Origin of the sequence: Zobellella iuensis, from assembly GCF_016746085.1 — a bacterium.
GTDB classification, from domain to species: Bacteria; Pseudomonadota; Gammaproteobacteria; order Enterobacterales; family Aeromonadaceae; genus Oceanimonas; species Oceanimonas iuensis.
This window is the reverse complement of the sequence record NZ_JAERTZ010000018.1, coordinates 281,369-304,410: the sequence shown is the minus strand read 5'-3', so window position 1 is coordinate 304,410 and position 23,042 is coordinate 281,369. Positions and strand designations below refer to the sequence as shown.

The 23,042-nt window shown below is 66.1% G+C and carries 23 protein-coding genes; 11 read left to right on the top strand and 12 right to left on the bottom strand.

Features of this window, described 5'->3' with window-relative positions; translation table 11 throughout:
* Positions 1-3: 3 nt before the first annotated feature.
* The 9 genes from fnr to ccoN all read right to left on the bottom strand — a co-directional run bounded on the left by fnr (position 4) and on the right by ccoN (position 7,869).
* Complete coding sequence (gene fnr, locus JKV55_RS08210; RefSeq protein ID WP_202084038.1) at positions 4-750, bottom strand: fumarate/nitrate reduction transcriptional regulator Fnr; 747 nt, start codon at positions 748-750, stop codon at positions 4-6.
* Between the two features lie 64 nt (positions 751-814).
* Positions 815-1,498 carry a sulfite exporter TauE/SafE family protein gene (locus tag JKV55_RS08205; protein WP_202084036.1) on the bottom strand — a complete coding sequence of 228 codons (684 nt, stop codon included), beginning with the start codon at positions 1,496-1,498 and terminating at the stop codon, positions 815-817.
* The gene (gene ccoS / locus JKV55_RS08200; RefSeq protein WP_202084034.1) at positions 1,482-1,682 is read right to left on the bottom strand and encodes a cbb3-type cytochrome oxidase assembly protein CcoS; all 201 of its coding nucleotides are present in this window, start codon (positions 1,680-1,682) and stop codon (positions 1,482-1,484) included. The genes JKV55_RS08205 and ccoS overlap by 17 nt, the downstream gene beginning before the upstream one ends.
* Positions 1,679-4,048: a heavy metal translocating P-type ATPase gene (locus tag JKV55_RS08195; protein WP_202084273.1), complete on the bottom strand. Its 2,370-nt coding sequence runs from the start codon at positions 4,046-4,048 to the stop codon at positions 1,679-1,681. The genes ccoS and JKV55_RS08195 overlap by 4 nt, the downstream gene beginning before the upstream one ends.
* 7 nt (positions 4,049-4,055) lie before the next feature.
* The gene (locus tag JKV55_RS08190; protein ID WP_202084032.1) at positions 4,056-4,541 is read right to left on the bottom strand and encodes a FixH family protein; all 486 of its coding nucleotides are present in this window, start codon (positions 4,539-4,541) and stop codon (positions 4,056-4,058) included.
* Between the two features lie 86 nt (positions 4,542-4,627).
* Positions 4,628-5,596, bottom strand: coding sequence for a cytochrome-c oxidase, cbb3-type subunit III (gene ccoP / locus JKV55_RS08185; protein ID WP_202084030.1), 969 nt, complete (start codon positions 5,594-5,596; stop codon positions 4,628-4,630).
* A complete protein-coding gene (locus JKV55_RS08180; protein ID WP_202084028.1) occupies positions 5,593-5,811 on the bottom strand; it encodes a cbb3-type cytochrome oxidase subunit 3 in 219 nt (72 codons plus the stop codon). The genes ccoP and JKV55_RS08180 overlap by 4 nt, the downstream gene beginning before the upstream one ends.
* Positions 5,812-5,823: 12 nt before the next feature.
* Positions 5,824-6,432: a cytochrome-c oxidase, cbb3-type subunit II gene (ccoO, locus tag JKV55_RS08175; protein WP_202084026.1), complete on the bottom strand. Its 609-nt coding sequence runs from the start codon at positions 6,430-6,432 to the stop codon at positions 5,824-5,826.
* Between the two features lie 12 nt (positions 6,433-6,444).
* A complete protein-coding gene (ccoN, locus tag JKV55_RS08170; protein ID WP_202084024.1) occupies positions 6,445-7,869 on the bottom strand; it encodes a cytochrome-c oxidase, cbb3-type subunit I in 1,425 nt (474 codons plus the stop codon).
* Positions 7,870-8,178: 309 nt separating this feature from the next.
* Here ccoN and JKV55_RS08165 point away from each other — a divergent pair, with 309 nt between their 5' ends.
* Positions 8,179-8,649 carry a hypothetical protein gene (locus JKV55_RS08165; RefSeq protein WP_202084022.1) on the top strand — a complete coding sequence of 157 codons (471 nt, stop codon included), beginning with the start codon at positions 8,179-8,181 and terminating at the stop codon, positions 8,647-8,649.
* A 3-nt stretch (positions 8,650-8,652) separates the two neighbouring features.
* On the opposite strand, the gene JKV55_RS08160 is transcribed toward JKV55_RS08165, so the two are convergent.
* Complete coding sequence (locus tag JKV55_RS08160; RefSeq protein WP_202084020.1) at positions 8,653-10,545, bottom strand: sigma-54-dependent Fis family transcriptional regulator; 1,893 nt, start codon at positions 10,543-10,545, stop codon at positions 8,653-8,655.
* Positions 10,546-10,767: 222 nt separating this feature from the next.
* Between JKV55_RS08160 and JKV55_RS08155 the strand changes: the two genes are divergently transcribed.
* The 8 genes from JKV55_RS08155 to JKV55_RS08120 are packed head-to-tail and all read left to right on the top strand — an operon-like array spanning position 10,768 to position 17,281.
* Positions 10,768-11,754, top strand: a complete 987-nt coding sequence (locus JKV55_RS08155; protein ID WP_094041379.1) for a thiamine pyrophosphate-dependent dehydrogenase E1 component subunit alpha — start codon at positions 10,768-10,770, stop codon at positions 11,752-11,754.
* Between the two features lie 25 nt (positions 11,755-11,779).
* Positions 11,780-12,808, top strand: a complete 1,029-nt coding sequence (locus tag JKV55_RS08150; RefSeq protein ID WP_202084018.1) for an alpha-ketoacid dehydrogenase subunit beta — start codon at positions 11,780-11,782, stop codon at positions 12,806-12,808.
* The gene (locus tag JKV55_RS08145; protein ID WP_106728269.1) at positions 12,805-13,047 is read left to right on the top strand and encodes a biotin/lipoyl-containing protein; all 243 of its coding nucleotides are present in this window, start codon (positions 12,805-12,807) and stop codon (positions 13,045-13,047) included. The genes JKV55_RS08150 and JKV55_RS08145 overlap by 4 nt, the downstream gene beginning before the upstream one ends.
* On the top strand, positions 13,044-13,751 hold the full coding sequence (locus tag JKV55_RS08140; protein ID WP_202084016.1) for a 2-oxo acid dehydrogenase subunit E2: 708 nt from the start codon (positions 13,044-13,046) through the stop codon (positions 13,749-13,751). Before JKV55_RS08145 ends, JKV55_RS08140 begins: the two co-directional genes overlap by 4 nt.
* Entirely contained in the window at positions 13,732-14,472 is a 741-nt protein-coding gene (locus JKV55_RS08135) for a lipoate--protein ligase family protein (protein ID WP_202084014.1), read from the top strand. The genes JKV55_RS08140 and JKV55_RS08135 overlap by 20 nt, the downstream gene beginning before the upstream one ends.
* Entirely contained in the window at positions 14,456-15,040 is a 585-nt protein-coding gene (locus JKV55_RS08130) for a gluconate 2-dehydrogenase subunit 3 family protein (RefSeq protein ID WP_202084012.1), read from the top strand. The genes JKV55_RS08135 and JKV55_RS08130 overlap by 17 nt, the downstream gene beginning before the upstream one ends.
* Positions 15,041-15,080: 40 nt before the next feature.
* A complete protein-coding gene (locus tag JKV55_RS08125) occupies positions 15,081-16,655 on the top strand; it encodes a GMC family oxidoreductase (RefSeq protein WP_202084010.1) in 1,575 nt (524 codons plus the stop codon).
* A 29-nt stretch (positions 16,656-16,684) separates the two neighbouring features.
* Positions 16,685-17,281, top strand: a complete 597-nt coding sequence (locus tag JKV55_RS08120; RefSeq protein WP_202084008.1) for a VOC family protein — start codon at positions 16,685-16,687, stop codon at positions 17,279-17,281.
* 283 nt (positions 17,282-17,564) lie between these two features.
* Here the strand turns inward: JKV55_RS08120 and JKV55_RS08115 are convergent, their stop codons facing one another.
* Complete coding sequence (locus JKV55_RS08115; protein WP_202084006.1) at positions 17,565-18,341, bottom strand: dienelactone hydrolase family protein; 777 nt, start codon at positions 18,339-18,341, stop codon at positions 17,565-17,567.
* Positions 18,342-18,454: 113 nt separating this feature from the next.
* On the opposite strand from JKV55_RS08115, the gene JKV55_RS08110 reads away from it, so the two are divergent.
* Positions 18,455-18,646, top strand: a complete 192-nt coding sequence (locus JKV55_RS08110; RefSeq protein ID WP_094038805.1) for a hypothetical protein — start codon at positions 18,455-18,457, stop codon at positions 18,644-18,646.
* Positions 18,647-18,683: 37 nt separating this feature from the next.
* On the opposite strand, the gene JKV55_RS08105 is transcribed toward JKV55_RS08110, so the two are convergent.
* Positions 18,684-21,545: an AMP-binding protein gene (locus JKV55_RS08105; protein WP_202084004.1), complete on the bottom strand. Its 2,862-nt coding sequence runs from the start codon at positions 21,543-21,545 to the stop codon at positions 18,684-18,686.
* A 172-nt stretch (positions 21,546-21,717) separates the two neighbouring features.
* Here JKV55_RS08105 and JKV55_RS08100 point away from each other — a divergent pair, with 172 nt between their 5' ends.
* Entirely contained in the window at positions 21,718-23,010 is a 1,293-nt protein-coding gene (locus tag JKV55_RS08100) for a tyrosine-type recombinase/integrase (RefSeq protein WP_202084002.1), read from the top strand.
* The last annotated feature ends 32 nt before the right edge of the window (positions 23,011-23,042 follow it).

Below are 23,042 nucleotides of genomic sequence, written 5' to 3'. Positions count from 1 at the left end.
TGCTCAGGCCGACACCGGTGCCCCGGCCAGGCGGGCCAGCTCGGGCAAGTCCAGAATACGGATATATTTGCCGTCGACCTCGATCAGGTTGCTCTTCTGGAAGCGGCCGAGCAGCCGGCTGACCGTTTCGACGGTGAGGCCGAGATAGTTGCCGATATCGCCCCGGGTCATGGTGAGGCGGAACTCGCGGGCCGAAAAACCGCGTTGGGAATAGCGGCTGGACAGGCCGTGCAGAAACGCCGCCAGCCGCTCCTCGGCGGTTTTCTTGGACAGCAGTAGTATCATCTGCTGGTCGCCATTGATCTCGTTGCTCATCAACCGCATGATCTGCTGACGCAGCCGGGGCATCTTGCCCGACAGATCGTCCAGAACCTCATAGGGAATTTCGCACACCATGGCGGTTTCCAGTGCCTGGGCAAAAGAAGGGTGGGAGCCCGTATTGATGGCGTCGAAACCGACCAGATCACCGGCCAGGTGGAAGGCGGTGATCTGCTCGTCGCCCTGTTCGGTAATGGTATAGGACTTGACGGTACCGGCACGAATGGCATAAAGCGATTTCAGCTCTTCGCCGGCCTTGAACAGTTCCTGGCCTTTCTGAATGGGCTTCTTGCGCTCTATGATGTTGTCCAGTTCGTCCAGCTCGTCGGAGTTGAGTCCGAGCGGAATACACAGCTGGCTGATGCTGCAATCCTGGCAGTGAATGGCACGGCCGGTTGTGGCAGCTTTGATGACTTTAGACTGATTTCCCATGGGCTCGACACTTTATATTGGTATCACAGCACAATCATAGCACCAATGACCGGCACTTAATAGCTTAGTAAAGCAGCGGCAACACCTGGGTAACTGTAAACAAACCGTAAAGAATCAATAAGATGCCGGAAGCTTGTCGGAATCTGGGGTGGTTCAGCCAATGCCGCAGCTGGCCCGCCAGCCCGCCCAGCGCCAGCAGGGTGGGCAGGGTGCCGAGACCGAACAGGGCCATCACCAGGGCGCCCTGAGTCATGCCGCCGGACACCGCGCTCCAGGTCAGCGCCGAATACACCAGGCCGCAGGGCAGCCAGCCCCACACCATGCCGAAGGGCAGGGCGGCCAGGGGATGGCGGAAGGGCAGGAAACGGCCGGCCAGGGGCTTTATATGACGCCACAGGTGGTTGCCGAGCCGTTCCAGCCGCAGCAGGCCGAACCACCAGCGTGCCAGATAGAGCCCGAGCAGTATCATCATCACCCCGGCCAGCAGCCGCAGCAGGGTCAGGCCCTGCCGGCCCAGGCTGACATCCGCCAGGCTGGCGAAGACCCCGCCCACCAGGGCGCCGGCCAGGGCATAGCTCAGGATACGGCCGGCGTTGTAGCTCAGCAGATAGAGCCAGTGCCAGCCGCGCTGCTCCCGGGGCAGCGCCATGGAGAAGGCCGCCGCCACCCCGCCGCACATGGCGATACAATGGCCGGCTCCGAGCAGGCCGATCAGCAGCGCCGCCCAGGGATCAAGCTGACTGGTCATGGTCGCTGTGCTGCTGCGCCTGGCGGTGGGAGTCCCGGTCGTCATCGAACAGGATATTGCTGCCCTGGCGATCCAGATCCTCGAACTGATCGCTTTTAACCGACCAGAAGAACAGGGCGATGGCAATCACCACGAAGATCATGGCGATGGGAATGATCAGGTACCAGATATCGTTATCGCTCATAGTCGCGACAGCCTCAATGAGTTGGTCATCACAATCAGGGAGCTGGCCGACATGCCGAGCATGGCGAACCAGGGCGACACATAGCCCATGGCCGCCAGCGGCAGTATCACCAGGTTGTAGCCCAGCGCCCAGGAGAAGTTCTGCTTGATCACCCGGCGGCAGCGCCCGGCCACGTGGCGGGCGCTGAGGAGGCGCTGCAGGTCGTCGCCGAGCAGTATGGCGTCGGCGCTGTTCTTGGCGATATCGGTACCGCCGGCCATGGCGAAGGACACATGGGCGCCGGCCAGCACGGGCGCGTCGTTGATGCCGTCGCCCACCATCAGGCAGACCTCGCCGGCGGCGTCCCGGGCGCGCAGATAGGCCAGCTTGTCATCGGGGCCGGCATTCTTGACCAGCTCGTTCACCCCCAGCAGGCCGGCCACCCGCTCCGCCTGGCCGGAGCCATCACCGGTGAGGATGCTGGTGGCCAGCCCCTGCGCCTTGCACTGACGGACAAGCAACTCGGCATCCTCTCGCAGCGGATCGGCCAGCACGAAGCGGGCCACCGGGCCATCGTCATCGGCCAGATAGACGCAGAGCTCCGTATCTTCGGCGGCGGGGTTGAGCCAGGTGGCACTGCCCAGGCGCCAGCTACGTCCCTCGATCACGCCGCAGAGACCGCGTCCGATCCGGTTTTCCCGCCCGTTCACCTGCAGTCGGGGATCCCGATAGGGCAGGAAGGCGCGGGCGATGGGATGTTCGGAATGGGCCTCCAGGGCCGCGGCGATGGCCAGCACCTCCGTTTCACTGTGTTCCGCCAGCAACACCACCGACGCCAGTGTCACCTCGCCCCGGGTCAGGGTGCCTGTCTTGTCGAACACCACCCGGGTTGTCTTGGGCAGGGTATCCAGCACATGGGCGCGGCGTACCAGGACACCGGAGCGGGTCAGGCGGGAAGTGGCCACCGTCAGCGCCGTGGGCGTGGCCAGTGACAGGGCGCAGGGGCAGGTGGCCACCAGTACCGACAGCATCACCCAGAAGGCCCGGTCCGGCGCAAACTGCAGCCAGGCCAGGTAGGTGCCCAGGGTCGCCAGCAGCAGCAGTGCCACAAAATAGCGGGACAGCTGATCGGCCAGGATGGCAACCCTGGGTTTTTCCGCCAGGGCATCGTCCTGGGCGCGCAGGATTTCGGACACCCGGGCCTCGGCCAGGGGCCGCAAGACCTGCAGGCGCAACGGCGACTCCACATTGGTGGTGCCGGCAAAGACCGGATCGCCCGCCTGCCTGATCACCGGCAGGTGTTCACCGGTAAGCATGGACTCGTCCACGCTGGTGGTGCCGTCCAGGATCACCGCATCGGCCGGGATCACGCTGCCCGGGGCCACCAGCACCCGCTGCCCGGGAATCAGGGTCTTGGCGGCCACTTCCTGCTCGCCGTCCGGAGTGTCCAGCCGGGCCAGCATGGGGATATGGTGGCTGAGGTTGGCGGTGGTCTCCGAGGCCTTGCGCCTGGCGCGCATTTCCAGGAAGCGGCCGGTCAGCAGCAGGAAGGCGAACATGGACACACATTCGTAATACACCTCGCCGGTATGGGTGACGGTGGCATAGACGGAGGCCACGAACGCGAAGATCATGGCCAGCGACACCGGCAGGTCCATGTTCAGCGCCCGGTTTTTCACCCCGCGCCAGGCATTGCGGTAGAAGGGCAGGGCGGAATAGCCCATCACCGGCACCGACAGCCAGAGGCTTATCCAGCGGAAATACTGGATAAGATCCGCATCGATGTCGGGAAAGAGATCTTCGTAGAGGGCGAAGCCGACCATCATCACCTGCATGCTGGCGATGCCGGCCACGCCCAGTCGCAGCAAATAGGATTTCACCTGGCGGTTATAGTCCTGCTCCTGCTGATGGGGCAGGAAGGGGCGGGCCTGGTAGCCGATTTCGGCAAAGGCGGCCAGCAGGCGGCTCAAGGGGACGGTGTCATCGTTCCAGCGTAGCCGGGCCCGCTCGGTGGTGGTATTCACCTGGATCAGGGCCACCCCCGCCACCTGGGACAGGTGCCGTTCGATCAACCAGGCACAGGCGGCGCAGCTGAGGCCGGCGATGGACAGCTGTACCTCCTTCAGGCGGTCCTTTTCACTGACGAAGTCCTGCTGTATCTCCGCCAGATCGTAATGTTGCAGCTGCTTCAGCTCGTCGGGGACCGCATCGGCCTTGGGGGCCGGCGCACTGCGGTGCTGGTAGTAGCTGCCGAGGCCGCAGTCGATGATGGTGCGGGCCACCGCCTGGCAACCCGGGCAGCAGCACGCCTTCTGCTCGCCGTCGAACTCGAAACGGAAGTCGGCGCCGGCCGGTACCGGCTCACCGCAGTGAAAACAGCCGGCCATGCTCATGCTAACCTTCTGCACGAATAATAAGCCGGTCCGTTATCGGCAGGGCGATGCGTCGCTGTATCCGCCAGCGGCCGTCGAAGGCTTCGAGCTGCAGGTTCCACTGGCCCTCCATCAGGGGGCGTTCGGGGCGGTAGCGATAGGCCCCGTCACCGCCGCTGGTGAGCAGGCGCTCCAAATCCTGGTCGGCCAGGGTGGGGTGGCTGAAGCGGACGCGGACGGCTTCGCCTTCGGTGTGGTTTCCCTGCAGGCGCAGGGACAGCAGGCCATCCTGAAGCATGAGCTCGGCCACCAGGCCGAGGCGCTCGGCTTCCTTCAGCTCGCTCAGATCCTGGTTGATGGCCCGGCCTTTTTTGTAGTAGTCATCCACCACCATGCTGTCGGCTCCCTTGTGGGCAATATGGAAGGTGTACAGGCTGGCGACGACCGCACACATCGGCAGGGTGATCAGAAACCAGGGCCAGAATTGTAGATACCAGGGACGTTGCATAAAAAATTCCTACGACAAAAAAGCGGGCTTAATATAACAAAAAGCCCCGGCGAGCGGGGCTTTTTCATCCAAGCCCGGGGGGCTTATCAGTTGTTCAGACTGTAAACATAAGAGGCGAGCAGGTGTACCTTGTCTTCGCCCAGGATGTCGTTCCAGGCCGGCATCACGCCATGGCGACCGTAGCGGATGGTTTCCTCTACTGCGGCACGGGAACCCCCGTACAGCCAGATGCCGTTGGTCAGGTTGGGCGCGCCCAGGGCGGTATTGCCGGTGCCGTCCGCACCGTGACAGGCGGCACAGACCGCGAAGCGGGCCTGGCCTTTCTGGGCTTCGACCTCGTCCACCCGGCGACCGGACAGGCTCAGCACGTAGGACGCCACTTCCTTCACGCCCTCCTCACCCAGCATATCGCCCCAGGCGGCCATGATGCCCTGGCGACCGTGCATGATGGTGGCCTTGATTTGCTCGGGCGAACCGCCCCACAACCAGTCGTTGTTGGTCAGGTTGGGGAAGCCGCGGGCACCGCGGGCATCGGAGCCATGGCACTGGGCACAGTTCTGCAGGAACAGGCGCTGGCCCACCTTGATGGCGTTTGCATCCTGGGCGATATCGGCAATGGCGCGGTAAGTCTCGCCATCGGCCTCATAGGCCAGTTCACGGAAACGGGCCCCAAAGACCTCATCGGCCCGGATCATCTCGCGGTCGTATTGCACCAGCAGCCCCTGTTCACGGGATTCGGCCGCGGCGGCGCGGGACTCCTCCAGGGAACGGATGTCCTGGTGGGAACTCTGCCAGCCGAGCAGCCCCTTGAAGTTGCCCAGGCCCGGGTAGAGCGCCAGGTAAAACAGGGAGAACACGATCATGAACACGAACAGGTAGCTCCACCACTTGGGCAGAGGGTTGTTCAGTTCGGAGATGCCGTCGAAGGTGTGGCCGGTCGGGGCGCCTTCTTCCATGCCCATCTTGTCCTTGGTACACCAGATCAGCAGCGCCAAGCAGCCGAAAATGGTCCCCAAGCTAATCACGGTTACAAAGACACTTAGAAAAGTATTCATTTTTTGTTAGCTCCTGCGCGATCCTGCTCAGTACCCTGGCGTGTTCCCTTCGCCTTGTCTTCATCATCAAAAATGGAGTTGGCGGCATCGTCAAACGAGCCTTTACGACGCTTGCTGTAAGCCCACAATACGATGCCTGCAAACAACACCAGCAACGCCAGGGTCTGAAAGCTGATCAGCATGGGCTTCAGGGCTTCCAAGGTACTGATATCCATTATCGACTCCGGTTATTTAAGGGCGTGTCCCAGGGACTGCAGATAGGCAATGATGGCATCCATCTCGGACTTGCCCTTCACCGCGGCCTCGGCACCTTCAATATCGGCATCGGTATAGGGCACACCGAAGCGATCCCGGAACAGACGCAGCTTGGCGGCGGAATACTTGCCGTCCAGCTCGGTGGTTTCCAGCCAGGGGAAGGCCGGCATGTTCGACTCCGGCACCACGGCGCGCGGATCGATCAGGTGCACCCGGTGCCATTCGTCGGAGTAACGCCCCCCCACCCGGGCCAGATCCGGGCCGGTACGCTTGGAGCCCCACAGGAAGGGATGCTCCCACACGCTCTCACCGGCTACGGAATAGTGGCCATAGCGCTCGGTTTCGGCCCGGAATGGGCGGATCATCTGGCTGTGGCAGACATGGCAGCCTTCGCGGATATAAATATCGCGGCCTTCCATCTCCAGCGCGGTATAAGGGCGCAGCCCTTCCACCGGCTCGTTGGTCTGCTGCTGGAAGAACAGCGGCACGATTTCCACCAGGCCACCGAAGCTGATGGCGACCACGGTCAACAACGCCAACCAGGTTACGTTCTTTTCGACCAGTTCATGACGGTTTTTCATTCACGAGTCTCCTTATGCCGGTTGGGGGATAGCTTGAAGGGAGCCGTTAGGCGCCTTAATGGTGCGATAGGCGTTGTACAGCATCAGCAGCATACCGGCCACGAAGAAGCAACCACCGATAAAGCGGACGAAGTAGAACGGATAGGACGCCTGCAGGCTTTCCACGAAGCTGTAGGTCAGGGTGCCGTCTTCGTTCACCGCCCGCCACATCAGACCCTGCATCACACCGCTGATCCACATGGCCACGATGTACAGCACGGTACCGATGGTGGCCAGCCAGAAATGGGTGTTGATAAGCTTGATGCTGTACATCCGTTCCTGATTGAACAGGTTGGGGATCAGGTGATACACGGCACCGATGGAGACCATGGCGACCCAGCCCAGGGCACCGGAGTGCACGTGGCCGACGGTCCAGTCGGTGTAGTGGGACAGGGCATTCACCGTCTTGATCGCCATCATGGGGCCTTCGAAGGTGGACATGCCGTAGAACGACAGGGACACGATCAGGAAGCGCAGCACCGGGTCGTAGCGCAGCTTGTGCCAGGCGCCGGACAGGGTCATGATGCCGTTGATCATGCCGCCCCAGGAGGGCACGAACAGGATCAGTGACATTACCATGCCGAGGGACTGGGCCCAGTCGGGCAGGGCGGTGTAGTGCAGGTGGTGCGGACCGGCCCAGATATAGAGGGTGATCAGCGCCCAGAAGTGCACTATGGACAGACGGTAGGAGTAGACCGGACGGCCCGCCTGCTTGGGCACGAAGTAGTACATCATGCCGAGGAAGCCGGCGGTGAGCAGGAAGCCCACGGCGTTGTGGCCGTACCACCACTGGATCATGGCATCGGCGGCACCGGCGTACATGGAGTAGGACTTCATGCCGTTCAGCGGGATCGCCATGCTGTTGACGATATGCAGCACCGCCACGGTCAGGATAAAGCCGCCGTAGAACCAGTTGGCCACATAGATGTGGGAGGTGTTGCGTTTATACAGGGTACCGAAAAACACGATGGCGTAGGCCACCCACACCACGGCGATGGCGATGTCGATCGGCCATTCCAGCTCGGCGTATTCCTTGCTGCTGGTGTAGCCCAGGGGCAGGGTGATCACCGCGGAGAGGATGATGGCCTGCCAGCCCCAGAATACGAAGGATGCCAGGGGGCCGCCGAACAGGCGGGCCTGACAGGTGCGCTGTACCACGTAAAAAGAGGTTGCCATCAGGGCGCTGACACCAAAGGCGAAAATAACCGCATTGGTGTGCAACGGACGCAACCGGCTGTAGGTCAGCCAGGGAGTTTCAAAGTTGAGGGCAGGCCAGATAAGTTGTGCTGCGATAAGCACGCCTAACGACATACCTACAACGCCCCAGATCACGGTCATGACCGTAAACTGGCGAACTACGGTGTAGTTGTAGTTTGGTTGATTATTAGTTTGACTCATCGTTATAGTTCCGCTTCCACTGCTGTTATTCAGGTTTGTGCTCACCCAGGGTGCTCACGTCGGAAGGATTAAAGACAACCGTTTTTCATCGGTATATTCAGGCGCCAGAACGGCTTCGTTAACTGTTTGTTAACAAAGGCAATCGGAAGGCACTGAAGACACCGCGCAGATGATAAATGAGTGGCTGCAAAAATAACAGTATAAACAGTAATATGATTACCACTTCACCCCGCCACAAGGCATAGGGGGCCGCTTTGATCGAGATCAATCGGAGTAGTGAATTGTATGCAATACAGGATATAAATTGGTATGAGAGACCGTCTTACCGGCCCCAAGCTGGTGCAAATCTTGGTGGTGTTGGGGATTTTGTCGGGAGCCTTTTGGCTGCGAACCTGCGCCGATGGCCAAGATACCACTGTATTAGAGAAAGAAAATGTTGATTTTTGTGACATCGCTCACGAAGCCTGCCGGCAACACCTGGATGGCCTGGCAATAGAAGCACGGCTGCTGGCGGAGCCGCTGGCGGCCGAGCAGCCCTTCCGGCTGGAGGTGCGCTTCTCCGATCCGCAGGTAAGGGTGACCCGCAGCGTGCTGGAAGGGGAGAGCATGTACATGGGCACCCTGCCGGCCCTGCTGGAGCAGGGCGAGCCCGGCCACTGGCAGGGCCAGGCGCTGGTGGGGGCCTGCACCGAGGCCCGCATGGTCTGGGCCTGGGTGCTGGATATCGAGCAGGGGGAAGAAAGCCGGCGGCTGACATTCCTGTTCGAGCTGCGTCGCTGAACCTCAGCGCCCGCCCTTGTTGGGCGACACCAGGCCGTGGCGGTTGATCTTGCGGTGCAGGGTGGCCCGGCTGATGCCGAGCGCCTCGGCCGCCCGGGTAATGGTCCACTGGCAGCGTTCCAGGGTGTCCAGCAACAGCTGCCGCTCCTGCTGCTCCCGGACCGCCGCCAGGGGCGGCGGCGCCTCCTCTTCCCGTGATGGTGCGAGACCGGGGCCGGTCACCTCGTCGGGCAGGTGTTCGGGCCCGATCATTTCCTCATCGGCCATGGCCAGGGCATACTGCAGCACGCTCTTGAGCTGGCGGATATTGCCGGGCCAGGCGTAGCCGAGCAGCCGTTGTTCCACCTCGGCGCCGAGCGCCGGGGCCGGCCCGTCCGCCAGCTCCGCCAGCAGCCGCCGGATCAGGATACGGCGGTCCTGCCGCGCCCGCAGCGGCGGCAGGGCGACCTTGAGCGCGCTGATCCGGTAGTAGAGATCTTCCCGAAACCGTCCCTCGGTCACCAGTCCGGTCAGCTCCCGGTGGGTGGCACAGATCACGTTGAGCTCGACCGGCACCGGCCTGAGCTCGCCCACCGGGGTCACCTCCTGCTCCGCCAGCACCCGCAACAGCCGGGTCTGCAACGCCAGCGGCATGTCGCCAATCTCGTCCAGAAACAGGGTGCCGCCGGAGCTGGCGGCAATCTTGCCCACCTTGCCGCCCTTGAGCGCCCCGGTAAAGCTGCCGGCGCCGTAGCCGAACAGCTCGCTTTCGATCAGGCTTTCGGGAATGGCGGCGCAGTTGAGGGTCACGAAGGGCTGGTCGCGCCGTGCGCTGCTGCTATGCAGGGCCCGGGCCCAGACTTCCTTGCCGGTGCCGGTTTCCCCCTGGATCAGGATGCTGATACCCTTGTCCACCATGCGCCGGCAGATGGCGGCCTGGCGCAGCAGGCCGGGATCCTCGCTGGCGGCCTGCGCCAGCGGATCCGGCTCCCGGCTGGTGTTGACGGCGGGGATGGTGCGGAAGGCCGGTGCCAGCCGCCAGGCCTGCCAATGGCACAGGCCGAGGGGACAGGGGGACTCGGGCCGGCTGGCCAGCAGGGGCTCGATCCCGACCCCGAGCAGCTCGCTCACCGGCATGCCCAGCAGGGAGCCCCGCTGGTGGAAGGAGAGCAGGCGCAGCAGGGCGGTGGTCAGGCCCTGCACCCGGCCACCCCCGTCCAGGGCCAGCAGGGCGGTGGGCTCCGCCACCGGGCCCCGGGCGCTCACCGCCACCAGCAGGGCATCGGCGTGGTGGCGGCGGAACAGCAGGGCCTCCAGCTCGTCGGCGGTCTGCTGCACCAGCCCCAGGGCCAGTTGCTGGCGAACCTTGCTGCCCCGGGCGTAGGTGGAGATGTCGATGGCCCCCAGCAGGCTGCCGTCGCCGGCGAACAGGGGGGCGGTGGAGCAGCTGAAGGGGTGGAGGCCGGCATCGAAATGCTCGCCCGCGTAGACGGTGATGGGCTGGCCGGTGGCCAGGCAGGTACCCAGGCCATTGGTGCCGACCAGGGCCTCGGTCCAGACCGAGCCGGGGGCCATGCCCTTGCGGGCCAGCTCGGGGTTGGCGTCCGCATCCTGGTAGCTGGCCACCACCACGCCCTGGGCGTCGGTCAGCAGCAGATTGTAGCCGGCCTCGAAGGCGCTGCGGCGCAGCCGGGTCAGGGCCGGGACCGGCTGGTTCAGCAGTTCGTCCAGGGGCTCGCGCAGAGCCTTCAGTTCGGCGGCGCTCAGCCGGGGACGGGGATGGGCATGGCCGGGATCGAGCCGGTACTGCTCCAGGCAACGGCGCCAGGAGCCGACAATCTGCGGATCCGCTATCCGGTTGTCCGGCCCCAGGCGCTCCCCCAGCAATCGGACAACGGCATCATCCGGTAACGACATGGCACCTCTCCTTGCTCTTTCCTTTGTTTCAGTATCGTCCAGCTTGCGACAGCTGTAATACCCGGGCTGCGACAGCTGTTGCAGGGCTGCAACACCTGGGCGCCGATAGCACCCGCTCGGATCCCCGGCACCGCCTGTAAACACACTATTAACACTCTTTTATCATCTTTGGCACAGCCTTTGCGAGTGTTGCTTCGTCATCACCACAGCGAAGGAGGGGATATGAAACCCGAACGCACCCAATTGCACTGGATGTATCAACAGATGCTGGTCAGTCGCTTCTTCGAGGAAGCGATCGAGACAATCTACATGGAAGGCAAGAGCCCCGCCTTCAACATGGCCAAGGGCCCCATCCCCGGCGAAATGCACCTGTCCAACGGCCAGGAGCCCTGCGCCGTGGGGGTCTGTGCCCACCTGTCGGCCAGCGACATCGTCACCGCCACCCACAGGCCCCACCATATCGCCATCGCTAAGGGGGTGAACCTGAACGAGATGGCGGCGGAGATCTTCGGCAAGGAAACGGGGCTGAGCGGCGGCCGCGGCGGCCATATGCACCTGTTCGACGGCCGGGTGAACTTCTCCTGCTCCGGCATCATCGCCCAGGGCATGGGCCCGGCGGTGGGCGCGGCCCTGTCGCGCAAGCTGCAGGGCAAACCCGGGGTGGCGGTGGCCTTTCTCGGCGAAGGCGCGGCCAACCAGGGCGCCTTCCACGAAACCCTGAACCTGGCGGCGGTATGGCAGCTGCCGGTGGTGTTCGTGATCGAGGACAACGCCTGGGGCATCTCGGTGGCCAAGCGCCAGTCCACCGCGGTGGACCGTAACGACGGCCGCGCCGCCGCCTACGGCATGCCCGGCACCTTCGTGCCCGGCAACGACCCCGTCGCCATCTTCGCGGCGGCGGGCGAGGCCATCGACCGGGCCCGCCGGGGCGAGGGGCCCAGCCTTATCGAAATCGAAACCTACCGCCTGGCCGGCCACTTTATGGGCGACGCCGAGGGCTACCGGCCCAAGGGCGAGAAGGAGGCGCTGCAGGCAAGGGATCCCATTCCCGCCTTCCGCACCCTGCTGCTCGAAGAGGGCACCCTGACCGAGGCGGAAGATCAGCGCCTGGTGCAGGCCGCCCGCGAGCGGGTGGACGCCGCCATCCGCTTCGCCCGGGACAGTGCCTACCCGGCGCCGGAAGCCGCCCTGGAAAAGGTATTCGTTTGAAACATTCAACCTTGAGGAAAGCCTGATGAGTACCCAGACCAAAGAACGCAAACTGACCATAGCCCGGGCCATGGCCGAGGCCATCGCCCAGGAGATGCGCACCGATCCCACCGTGTTCGTGATGGGCGAGGACATAGGCCCGCTCGGCGGGGTGTTCGGCAACACCCGCGGCCTCTACGACGAATTCGGCCCGGAGCGGGTGCGCGACACCCCCATCTCGGAAACCGCCTTTATCGGCGCCGCCGTGGGGGCGGCCTCCGACGGCATGAGGCCCATCGTCGAGCTGATGTTCGTCGACTTCTTCGGGGTCTGCATGGACGCCATCTACAACCTGATGGCCAAGAACACCTACTTCTCCGGCGGCAAGATCCCGGTGCCCATGGTGCTGATGGCCTCCACCGGCGGCGGCTACAGCGACGCCGGCCAGCATTCCCAGTGCCTGCACGCCACCTTCGCCCACCTGCCGGGCATGAAGGTGGTGGCTCCCTCCAACGCCTACGACGCCAAGGGGCTGATGATCGCCGCCATCCGCGACAACAACCCGGTGGTGTTCCTGTTCCACAAGGCGCTGCAGGGCATGGGCTGGCTCGGCACCGAGAAGGACGCCATCGTCCACGTGCCGGAAGAGGCCTACCAGTTGCCCATCGGCCAGGCGGCGGTGGTGCGCGAAGGCAGCGACATCACCATCGTCGGCATCACCTCCGGGGTGCACCACGGCCTGAAGGCGGCCCGCCTGCTGGCGGAGGAGGGCATCAGCGCCGAGGTGGTGGACCTGCGCGCCCTGGTGCCGCTGGACCGCGACACCGTGCTGGCCTCGGTGGCCAGGACCGGCCGGCTGCTGGTGGTGGACGAGGACTACCACAGCTTCGGGCTGAGCGGCGAGATCATCGCCTCCGTCGCCGAACGGGGGCTGGCCCTGAAGGCCCCGCCCAAACGGCTGGCCTTTCCCGATATTCCCATTCCCTTTACCCCGCCGATGGAGCAATGGGCGCTGCCCAACGCGGACAAGGTCGTCCAGGCCTGTCGGCAACTGATGCAGGAGCAACAAGCATGAGCCACGCCATACTCATCCCCCATGATCTCTGGGAAGAAGCCGACGACGCCGTGATCACCGCCTGGCTGTCGTCCGACGGCGACGCGGTCGAGGCCGGCCAGGTGGTGGCCGAGATCATGGTGCAGAAGATACAGCACGACATCCTGGCCCCGGCGGCCGGCCGCCTGCGTATCCTTAAGGACGCGGACGAGGTGGTCGCCAAGGGCGAGCAGATCGCCGCACTGGAGGACGCATCATGACCATGACCGCGGTTGCCGACATCCGCCGCACCCCGCTCCGGGGCATGCGCGCCATGATCGCCGGCGCCATGCGCAAGAGCCTGGACGAGGCGGCCCAGCTCAGCCACCAGGGGGAGTGCGACGTCACCGCCCTGCTGGAGCACAGGGCGGCCCTGGCCGAGGCGGGTATCCGGGTGTCGCTGGAGGATCTGCTGGCCCACGGCCTGATCCGGGCGCTGCGGCGGCATCCGCTGCTCAACGGCCGTTTGGAGGGCAACGAGATCCTGCACTACGACGCGGTGCACCTGAGTTTTGCCATGGCCCTGAGCGAGACCCAACTGGTGGCCCCGGCGCTGTTCGACGCCGAGCGGCTGAGCCTGACCGAGCTGGCGACGGCGCGCAAGGCGCTGGTGGCGCGGGCCCGGGCCGGCCGGCTGTCGGTGAGCGAGATGACCGGCGGCACCTTCACCCTCACCAACCTGGGTCGCTCGCGGGTGCGCTTCTTCACCCCGGTGGTCAACCTGCCGCAGCTGGCCATCCTCGGTATCGGCGAAACCCGGCGGGTGCCGGTGGTCGGCGCCGACGGCGAGATACGGGTGCGCTCCCTGATGGGGCTGTCGCTCACCTTCGACCACCGGGCGGTGGACGGCGGACCGGCCGCCGCCTTCTTCGACACCCTGTGCCGGTTGCTGGAAGGAGAACCCGATGAGCCTGCCCAACCCTGATGCCCTGCCCGGCGGCCTGCCGCCGCTGCTGGGCCCGGAGCAGGGGCTGGCCCGGGAGCAGCAACTGCTGGAGGCGGTGGTGCGCGGCGAGCGGGACTACGGCTTCCTGCTCTGGCGCAGCCGCCGCGCCCTGGTGGTGCCCACCGCCTCGAGCCGACTGCCGGGCTTCGAGCTCGCCGGCCAGCGCCTGGCCCGGCGCGGCTGGCCCCTGGTGCTGCGCCAGACCGGGGGCGATCTCACGGTGCAGAGCCCGCACCTGCTCAACGTGGCCATGGTGTTCACCCTCAGCCCGGCCCCCGGGGCCATCGGCCAGGCCTACCGGCGCTTCTGCCGGCCGCTGCTCGCGGCCCTGGCCGAGATGGGCATCGACGCCTACTGCGGCGCCGTGCCCGGGGCCTTCTGCGATGGCGATTACAACCTGGTGGTGGACGGCCGCAAGCTCGCCGGCACCGCCCAGCGTTGGCGCAAGGCGCAGGGGCGGGAGACCCAGGCGGTGCTGGCCCATGCCGCCATCCTCTGCGACGAGGACGAGGGCGAGCTGTGCCGGCTGACCAACGACTTTTACCGCTACTGCCGGCAACCCCAGCGGGTGCGGGAAGACCGGCACGTGACCGTCTCCCGCCTGCTGGGGCTGGGGCCCGGCCACAGCGCCATGGCGCTGCTGGGGCGCACCCTGCAGCAGCATCTTTCACGGAGGAATGAAGATGAAGGACAAGCATGAACGGATACCGGTAGTCGAGGTGGGGGCCCCCCCTGGCCTGAGCCGGCGGCGCTTTCTGGCCGCGGGCAGCATGGTGGCCCTGGGGGTGGGTGCCCTGTCGGCCACCGGCCTCGAGGCCTCGGCCCGGGAAGCCCTGGCCCGGGAGTTCACCCTGCTGGGCGCCGAGGCCGGCAACACCCTGCTGGTGCTGGCCCGGGACATCTTTCCCCACGACCACATCGAGGACCGCTACTACCGGCAGGCCCTGGCGCCGCTTGAGGCCCAAGCCGCCGACGACGCCGAACTCAGGCAACTGCTGGCCGAGGGCACGGCCGCCCTGGACGAGCTGGCCGGGGCGCGCTTCCAGCGGCCCTACGCCGCCATCGAGCGGGAGAGCGATCGCCTGGTGCTGCTCTACCAGATCGAGCACGGCGCCTTCTTCCAGCGGCTGAAGGGCCACCTGGTCACCGGTTTTTACGACAACAAGGAAGTCTGGCCCCTGTTCGGCTACGAGGGCTCGTCCTGGGAGCAGGGCGGCTACCTCAACCGGGGCTTCAACGACATCGACTGGCTGGAGCAGGACGCCTGAGCGGGCGGCCCCGGCCAACAACCATCCCAAGGAGAGCATTATGAGCGCGACCTTCTCACTGGACGACGACAGCGTCGTGGTGATCATCGGCTCCGGCGCCGGTGGCGGCACCCTGGCCGACGAACTGACCCAAAAAGGCGTCAAGGTGGTGATCCTCGAAGCGGGCAAACACTACACCCAGGCCGACTTCGAGAACGACGAATGGGCCATGTTCCACAAGATTTCCTGGCTGGACAAGCGCATTTCCGCCGGCGGCTGGCACCACGCCGAAACCTACCCCAACCTGCCGGCCTGGATAGTGAAGGGAGTGGGGGGCTCGACCATGCACTTCTCCGGCCTGGCCCTGCGCTTTTTGCCCCACGACTTCGAGACCCGCAGCGTCTACGGCGAGGTCAAGGGCGCCAATGTGCTGGACTGGCCCATCGGCTATGACGAGCTGGCTCCCTACTACGACATCGCCGAGCGCAAGATGGGGGTGGCGGGCACCAAGGCCAGCGGCCTGCCCGAGATGCCGCCCAACAACCACTACCAGGTGATCGCCGCCGGCGCCCGCAAGGTGGGCTACAAGGACATCAGCCGGCCGGTGGCCTCCAACACCCGGCCCAACGACGGTCGTCCCGCCTGCCAGCAGATCGGCTTTTGCATGCAGGGCTGCAAGATAGGCGCCAAGTGGTCGACCCTGTATGCGGAGATCCCCCGTGCACTGAAGACCGGGCTCGCCGAGCTGCGGCCCCAGAGCATGGTGCTGCGCATCGAGCACGACGCCCAGGGCAAGGCCAGCGGCGTGCTCTACGCCGACAAGGACGGCAAGCTGCAGTTGCAGAAGGCGCGGGTGGTGTGCGTGGCGGGCAATTCCATCGAATCGCCCCGGCTGCTGCTCAACTCCGCCTCCAGCCTGTTCCCCGACGGCCTGGCCAATTCCTCCGGCCAGGTGGGCCGCAACTACATGACCCACACCACGGCGGCGGCGGTGGCCATCCACAAGGGGCCGGTGCGCATGTACCGGGGCTTCGACATCGCCGCGGTGATCTCGGACGAGGCCGAGCTCAAGCCGGAGCGGGGCTTCCTCGGCGGCTACCACCTGGAAGGCCTGGCCCTGCACCTGCCCTTTACCGCCGCCTTTATGAAGCCGGGCGGCTGGGGCCGGGAAGTGACCTCGGCCCTGGAGCAGTACGACCACATGAGCTGCGTATGGGTCTGTGGCGAGGACATGCCCCAGGAGGAGAACGGCATCAGCCTGCATGCCAGCGAAAAGGATCAGTACGGCCTGCCGGTGCCCGTGGTCACCAAGACCGATCACACCAACGACGCCATCATGCGCCGCCACGGCCTGGCCCAGTGGCGCAAGGTGTCGGAGGCGGTGGGGGCCACCCGGGTTGTCGACATGCCGCCCTATCCGGCCAGCCACAACATGGGCACCAACCGCATGAGTGCCAAGGCGCGGGACGGGGTGGTCAACAAGTGGGGCCAGAGCCACGACGTGGGCAACCTCTTCGTCTCCGACGGCAGCCAGTTCACCTCCAGCTCCGCCGCCAACCCGACCCTGACCATAGTCGCGCTGGCGGTACGCCAGGCCGAATACATCGCCAACGCCATGAGCCGGCGGGAACTCTGATCCCGCCCTTGACCAAAAAGGAAGCAACAATGATCAAACAAGGACTGACCGGTACCCTGATCGGGGCCGCCCTGGCCACCCACCTCCCGGCCGCCGCCGATCCCATGCCGGGCATGAAGGGACTGCAGCACATCGGCATTACCGTGCCCCGACTGGAGCAGGCGGTCGACTTCTTCGAACGGGTGCTCGGCTGCGAGCCCTTCTTCACCTTCGGCGAGTTCAGCTCCGAGGACGACTGGATGGAGCGCCACCTGAACGTGCACCCGCGGGCCCGCATCCGCGACTTCCAGATGGTGCGCTGCGGCAACGGCACCAACCTGGAGGTGTTCGAGTACAGCGCCCCGGATCAGAACCGGCGCGGGCCGCGCAACAGCGATATCGGCGGCCATCACCTGGCGTTTTACGTGGACGACATGGCCGCCGCCGTGACCTACCTGACAGAGCAGGGCGTGCGGGTGCTGGGTGAGCCCAGCACCTTCACCGAGGGGCCGGCGGCGGGGCTGACCTGGGTCTACTTCCTGGCGCCCTGGGGCCTGCAGCTGGAGCTGGTGAGCGCCCCCGGCGGCATGGCCTACGAGCAGGGGCTGGAGCGCGGGCTCTGGGATCCGCGCACGCCGGAGAAATAGCACCGTCTGGGCCGGCGGGAACGCAGATCCCGCTACTCGCCCTGTGCCGGCCGCCAGGCCGGCTAAGACTGCCCTTCAGGCTTACCCAGACAGGTAACACCCATGCAAAAACAGGCGGACGAAGGGAACGGCTCCGCCGACCGTCACATGCCAGGGACGGCATGTGCCGAGCGTCACAGGGATGTGCTTGCAGCGTGTCGGCGGAGTTGGCCCTTTGGCCGACTTATGCGGTCATGACAACAGCCTTGTCATCAAGCTGAGCCGGCCATCGGGCCGGCTTTTCTTATTCCAGGCTTTCATGCAAAAACGCCTGCAACTGCAGCCAGGAGTCCTTGTCGGCCTGAGCGTCGTAGCCGAGCGGCATATTGAACTCGGCGGCCACGCTGTCCGCCCTGGGGTTGGTAAAGGCGTGCAGGGCGCCCGGGTAGTCCACCAGCAGGTAGTCGGCGCCGGCGGCGTCCATTTCCTGGCGGAAGGCGGCCACCTGCTCCGCCGGCACCAAGGGATCGGCGGCGCCGTTGAACACGGCGATGCGCACCGGGCTGCCGGCGGGCAGGGGATCCGCCAGCGGCGCGAGCGAGCCGTGGAAGCTGGCCACCGCCTTCAACTCGGCGCCGGCGCGGGCCATGTGCAGCACCACGCCGCCGCCGTAGCAGTAGCCGATGGCGGCGATACGGCCGTCATCGACCCGTTTGTGGGCGGCCAGCCAGTCCCGGGCGGCGTTGAAGCGCCGCTCCGCCAGGGGCAGGGAGGCCAGGGACGCCTTGGCGAACTCGCCCGCCTCGGACGGGTGTTCGGTGTTCCGGCCGTCGCCGTACATGTCCAGGGCCAGGGCGGCATAACCCAGCTCGGCCAGCATGTCGGCCCGTTGGCGCACATAGTCGTTGTGGCCCCACCACTCGTGCACCACCAGCACCCCGGGCAGGGGCGCAGGCAGGCTGTCGTCGTAGACGAGGTAGCCCAGGTAGGACTGGCCGTCGAGCTGGTAGCGCACCTCTTCGGTAACCACGGCGGCCTGGGCGGAGGCGCCCAGCAGCAGGGGAATGGCCATTGCCTTCATGATGTTGTCTCCCTTTGATGTCGCGTCACTCCCAGTGTAGACCCGCCGACTTGGGGGTATTGGCCAGAGGGTTAATACTTTAGAAGAGAGGTACAGCGGAGGAGGTAACCATCATGGAACTGTCAAGGCTGCACAGCGGCATGCTCTGTGCCACCCGAAAAGGCCCGGGTTGGATAATGTCGATCGATGCCGAACACCATAGCTTGCATATGAAGGCCCAGGGGGAAGAGCGGGAGTTCGACGTGGATCTGGATGATATTCTGGACGACCCCCAGGTGCACAACCCGGAAGATATCTACTACTGACCATCCGACCCGCTCCGGCGGGTCGTTTTTTATTCCCTTATTCCTCCTCCTGCTCTGTCGTTGCCAACTGCTGGGCGATCCAGGCACGGGCCGCCTGCCGGAGCCGCACCGCCGCCGCAAACACTTCTTCGTCCTCTCGTCGGGGCGGCAGGGGGGAGCCGATGGTCACCGCCAGGGCGCCGTGCCGGGGCCACCAGCGTTCGGCGGGCAACACCGCCCGGCTGCCGCTGATGGCGACCGGTACCACCGGCACGGCCGCGCCGGCGGCGGCGAGAAAACCGCCCAGGTGGAAGGGCAGCAGCCCCGGGCGGGCGACGAAGGTTCCCTCCGGGAACACCAGCAGCGGGTGCCCGCCCTTGACCAACCCGGCCATGCGGTTGGCGTCCTCCACGCTGCGCCGCAGTTCGAAGCGCTCGACGAAGGCCACCCCCAGCTTCTTCAGGTAGCTACCCGCGACGAGCTGGTCGCGCAGTTCCTGTTTGGCGACGAAGGCGTAGGGCCGGGGCAGGGCCGCCACCAGCAAGAGGCCATCCAGGTAGCTGGCGTGGTTGCACACCAGCACGCAGGGGCCCGCCGGCAGCCGATCCACGCCTTCCACCCTGAAGGGGATGCCGGTCAGGCGCAGCAGCCAGCGGGCCGCCCAGCCGCCCAGGCGCCAGGCGGCGGTGGGCGATGGGGTGGCGAGGGTCGCCAGCCAGACAGGGGGAGTCAGCAGTCCGAGCATCAGCATGGCGTGCAGGCCGAAGGCGGCACGAACCAGTTTCCCGCCCAGGCGGCGCAACCAGAGCACAGCGCTGCCTACCCCTAAGCGCAGCAGTTGTACCCGGGCCGTGGGCGCGACCTGGCCGATGTCCCCCTGCAGATAGCGGCTGCGGCAGGCGGCACGGCGCACCTTACCGCTGGAGGTCTTGAGCACAGTGCGGGGCGGTGCCAGCACCACCTCGTCGGGCGGCTCGCCCAGCACCTTCAGCACGGCATCTACCACTGCCCCATGCAGGGCGGCGAGGGCGCTACCGGCCAGTCGGGTTTCGGCCAGCACCACCAGGCGCTCGGTGCCGGTGGCCGGATCCGGGCTGCCGAACACCGCCACCCCGCCCTTGCGCACCCCCTCCACGGCGACGACCGCCTCCTCGATTTCCTGGGGATAGAGGTTGCGGCCGCCGCGGATGATCATGTCCTTCACCCGCCCGGTGAGGTAGACCTCGCCGGCGGCGACATAGGCGCGATCGCCGGTGTCGAGCCAGCCATCGTGGAACAAATCGGCGGTGGCCGCGGGATTGCGGAAGTAGCCCCGGGTGGCCGAGGGCCCCCTGAACTCCAGCCGGCCCTCGATGCGCTCGCCTACCTCCCGGCCGGCCTCGTCGACGATGCGGATGGCATGGCCGGGCAGGGGCGCCCCGCAGGACACGAAGCGCTGGGCGCTCTCGTCCCCCTCGGCGGCGGGCAGGGCCCGGTGTTCCCGTGCCAGGGGTTCGCGCCGCACATTGTCGATCAAGGGGCCGCGCCCGAGCGGGGGAAACAGCAGGCCGACCGACGCCTCGGCCAGGCCGTACACGGGGGTGATGGCTTCGGGTTTGAGGCCATAGGGGGCGAACCGCTCGGCAAAGTGGCGCAGGGTGTCGGGGCTGACCGCCTCGGCGCCGTTGCAGGCCAGCCGCCAACTGCCGAGATCGAGCCCCTCCAGCGCCGCCGGCTCGATGCGCTTGAGGCAGAGTTCATAGGCGAAGTTGGGGGCCGCCGAGAGGGTGCCGCGATAGCGGTGGATGGCCCACAGCCAGCGCTCCGGCCTGGCCAGGAAGGTGAGGGGCGACATCACCACCAGGGGCAGGCCCACATAGAGGCTGCCGAGAAAGGCGCCGATCAGCCCCATGTCGTGGTAGAGCGGCAGCCAGCTGACGAAGACGTCGCGCGGGCTGGCCGCCAGCACCCCCTGCATGGCGCGGATGTTGGCGAGCAGGTTGGCGTGGCTCAGCACCACCCCCTTGGGGTTGCCGGTGCTGCCCGAGGTGTACTGGATAAAGGCGGTGTCCTCGCCGCGAATGTCGACCGGGCGCAGGCTGTCCGCCGGCGCGACCAGCTGCTCGGGGGTGGCCAGCCGGCGCAGGCTGCTCACCCGGGCCTGCAGCAGGCGGCCCACCACCATGGCCTCGGGCACGGTGATCATCAGCACCACGGCGGCGTTGGCGAGGATGCCGGCATGGCGCAACACATGGTCTTCGAGCTGGGAGGCCCGCGCCGGCGGATAGATGGGTACCGGGATGGCGCCCATCCTCAGGATGCCGAAGTAGCAGTGGAAGTAGGCGAGGGAGGTGGGCAGCATGATGGCCACCCGCTGGCCCGGCTCGACCCCGGCCTGCTGCAGGGCGGCCGCCACCCCCCGGCTGCCGGCCGCCAGCTCGCCGTAACTGAGCCGTTGCTCGGATTCGTCGGTGACCAGGATGCTCTGTACCTGTTGCGGATGGGCCCGCTCGTGCCAGTCGAGCACCTCCGGCAGGGTGGTGGCGGCCAGCAGCCCCTGCTCGTCCGCCACCGGGGCCGGGCGGGAGAGGTCGCCCAGGGGGCGGCGCCGGCTGACCCGGGCCGCTTCGGCGCTTGGCGCCCCCTCGATGGCGAGCAGCAGATCCCGCACCGTGTCGGCCCGCTGCAGGGTGTCTTCCGGCAGGTCGACCGCAAAGGCCTGCTCGATACGCAGCAGCAGCTCCATCCGCGCCAGGCTGTCGAGGGCCAGATCCCGGTCCAGGCTACTGTCGAGCCGGGCGGGCGGCATCGCCGGGGCTTCCGGCTGCAGATCGCGCAGGGTCTGGTCGACCAGCGCGAGCAGTTGTTGCGCGCGGGCGCCGTCGGGTTGGGGGCTGTCGTCTTCGTCTTGCACCGGATCGCCCTGGTTGCGGTGGATCACGCCGCCGGGCCGGATGCGGCGGCATCCGGGTCCAGCCTGTCTCTACCAACTATAGCCGCTGGCGGCCGGGATGGTCTTTATCGGCCGTCGGGCGGAGGCCGGATTTATGGGTATATGGTAACCTTTTGTTTTGGTAAACTATTTCACTGTTGTTACACCACCCCAAGCCATCATGCCCGAGCTTCCTCCCGTTATTCCGCTGTTCGACGCCCCCCAGCACCTGGAAGAGGGCAACAGCCTGGTCAACCAGCATATCGCCGAGGTCACCCTGAACCGGGTGGCGGACGCCGCCTTTCTTTACGAACACGCCATGGACTGGCTGCTGGAAAACCGTTACAGCGAGAACAACTACAAGACCTACCGCAGCGAGCTGACCACCTTTCTGCACTGGTGTTTCGACGTGGAGCAACTGTCGCCGGTGGCCCTGGGCCGGCGCGGCATCCAACGCTATGTGGACTACTGCCTGGCGCCGCCGCCGGCCCTGACAGCCTACCGCAACGTGGCCCAGTTCGTGCTGGACAAGGACTGGGGCGAACGCCGGCCCAATCCCCAGTGGCGGCCCTTTCTCGGCAAGAGGACGGATGGCGTGCCACAGCCGTACCGGCTGAGCGACAAGGCGCTCAGGACCAAGCTGGCGGTGCTGTCATCCTTTTACGCCTATCTTATCAACGAGGAGGTGACCGAGCGCAACCCGGCGGTGATGTGGATGCGCCACAGCCGCTTCGGCACCGGCCCGACACCGGCCGGCCCCGTGGGCGAAGAAGAGGAAGTACGGGTATTCAGCGATCTGCAGTGGTCCTACGTGATGGGCACCGCCGAGCGCCTGGCCGGGGAACAGCCGGAGCGGCACGAGCGCACCCTGTTCCTGGTGTCGCTGATGTACGGCTGCTACCTGCGCATTTCCGAGGTGGCGGCCCGGCCCGGCTTTTCGCCGGTGATGAGCCAGTTCCGCCGCGACGGCAAAACCGGGATCTGGAGCTTCCACATCCCGGTGAGCAAGGGCGGCAAGCGGCGCACGGTGGCGGTGTCCCGGGAACTGCTGGCGGCGCTGCAACGCTACCGGACTTACCTCAAGCTGCCGCCCTTGCCGGCGCCCAACGACAACACGCCGCTGTTCGTGCGCCACCGGGCCGCGGGGCGGGGGCGGGAGCAGGGCCTGCTCAACGCCAACCTCGGCATCCGCCAGCTGCGCGAGCTGCTCGACGAGCTGATGGCCGCCGCCGCCGAGGCCGCCGGGGCGGACGGCTTCGAGCAGGATGCCGCCGAGATGCGCAGCCTGACGGTGCACAGCATCCGCCACACCGGTATCACCCATGACATCAACGACAACGGCCGGCCGCTGTCCCATGTGCAGGCCGACGCCGGCCACGACAGCATAGACACCACCTCCCAGTACCTGCACACCGGCAGGGTGGAGCGCCATGAAAGCGCCGCCAACAAGCGGCTGGACCGGCTGAAGCCCTGAATTGGGGTATTTGCATCTCGCCGTACCTCGCA